Genomic DNA, 2088 nt, shown 5'->3' on the forward strand with positions numbered 1-2088 from the left:
TAAGCGGCAGTTCACAAGTTAAACTCCGGTTATTCGCATTATGAGATGAAACGGCAATTTTGGAATTGACATTCTGCACAGAGTAGCTTACACTATGGCTACATCAAAGTCGCAGACAAAACAATACGCAGCTATTAGTAAGTATAACTGCTTTTTTCTTATCGTTCCTGTTTGCAAATCCAAAACCAGTTTTCTGGTGATGGAATATATCTCAAGTATCATAGCCGTTTCGGCACGAGATTCCATTTTGATGAACATTTTCAATGCAAAAGATTTCTATTGTGTATTACTGATGTGTATTTGGGGGCATTTCGTGATAAAAATAGTACATACGCATTGAAAAATACAGAAAATTCAACTATCATAAAGGGGGAAAATGATTGAACACAAACGATGACAAAATCCAATGGCATCCAGCTTTTGATGCAGCGCTGCAGATTGAGCTGGAAGATGAAGCAGAGTATCTGGAATTTGAGCCGGAACATTTGCTTTCAAAGAAACCAATGCAGATTGATTTGTTGGTAAAGAATGAGAAGGATGTAAAAATCAAAAAGAATATCGGAAGAATCTTTCGGCAGTATAATATTATTGAGTACAAATCACCGGATGACAAACTGAATATTGATGATTTTTACAAAATATACGGATATGCCTGTCTCTATAAATCCGAAACAGGTGACGTAGATCAGATACCAGCAACGGAACTGACCATTACATTTGTATGTTACCATTATCCGGTGAAAATGCTGCAAAAGCTGAAATATGACAAAAAAATGTCAATAAAAAATATAGAAAACGGTATTTACTATCTGATTGGAGATTTGATTCCAATACAGCTAATCATCATTCCAAAACTATCAAAAGAAAATAACTACTGGCTGAACAATCTCCGCAATGATTTGAAATCAGGTGGTGAAATCCGGAATTTTATCGAACAGTATGGAAAGAAAAAAGAATCAAAATTATATCAGGCACTTGCAGATACGATTATGCGTGCCAACTGGAAAGAATTAAAGGAGGAAAGGCGAATGTGTCAAGCATTACGGGAATTATTTGCGGATGATTTGCGTGAATCAGAATTGAAAGGCAGAAATGCTGGAAAACGCGAAGGAAAAATAGAAGGAAAAATGGAAGCCAAAATTGAGCTTATTATCAAGAAGTATAAAAAAGGCTGTAGTGCAGAAGAAACAGCAGATATGCTGGAAGAACCGATAAATTTGATGAGACAGATCTATGAGATGCTTGACCAGTATACGCCGGATTATGATGTTGAGAAGATTTATAAGGGACTTCTTGAAAAAGCAATATTGCCGGTATGATAAAATCGGTTTGAAACTAGTATAGCTAAAAACATTGTTTGTCAGTTGTTAAATTTTGATTTATTTTATGGGAGATGCAATAATGTCAGATAATATATCTATAATTGGTGGAGCAGACGGCCCAACATCTGTTTTTGTAGCAGGAAAACTTGGAATGAACTGGCTTAGTACGTTTGGGCTTGTTTTAGTGATTCTTCTTTTAATTCCGAATATTATATATGCAGTCCGGGTGAAGAATCAGAAAAATAAATGTACCAATAAATTTATGAATATTCTGGAACAGATAGGACGTTATGGATGTATGTTTCTTATGATATTCAATATTGGCATAGTTGAATCTGGATTTCCTTCCATAAATGCGTTTATTATTTATCTTGTTGGAAATACAGTGCTAATGCTCTCATATTGGATTATCTGGATGCTTTACTTTAATAAACAGACTTACCGGGAGCAAATGGCATTGGCTGTTATACCGACTGGCATCTTCTTACTAAGTGGTATAACAATGTTACATTATTTTTTGATTATATTTGCAGTAATATTTGGGATTGGACATATCTATGTTACAAGCAGGAATAAGGTATGTTAGAACTGAATTTGTTTTGCAAAGATATTGAAAACCGGAGCCAACAACGTAATTTGGCAGATTTTGCGGCTATATTTAGAACATAAGCAGGGCATATCTCAGTGTCTATGCACAAGTCATTCATAGTGTAAATAAACGAAAAATCGTACTGACAAATATGATTTCCTTTGTGAGCTTTGCGAA

The 2088-nt window shown here is 34.9% G+C and carries 2 protein-coding genes; both read left to right on the plus strand.

Translation table 11 applies throughout. The features are described from left to right. Positions 1-380: 380 nt before the first annotated feature. Complete coding sequence (locus tag ROSEINA2194_RS13745; RefSeq protein WP_007888394.1) at positions 381-1319, plus strand: hypothetical protein; 939 nt, start codon at positions 381-383, stop codon at positions 1317-1319. A gap of 82 nt (positions 1320-1401) precedes the next feature. Further along, a complete protein-coding gene (locus ROSEINA2194_RS13750; RefSeq protein ID WP_156337732.1) occupies positions 1402-1908 on the plus strand; it encodes a hypothetical protein in 507 nt (168 codons plus the stop codon). Positions 1909-2088: the final 180 nt, after the last annotated feature.

Source organism: Roseburia inulinivorans DSM 16841 (assembly GCF_000174195.1).
Lineage (GTDB): Bacteria > Bacillota > Clostridia > Lachnospirales > Lachnospiraceae > Roseburia > Roseburia inulinivorans.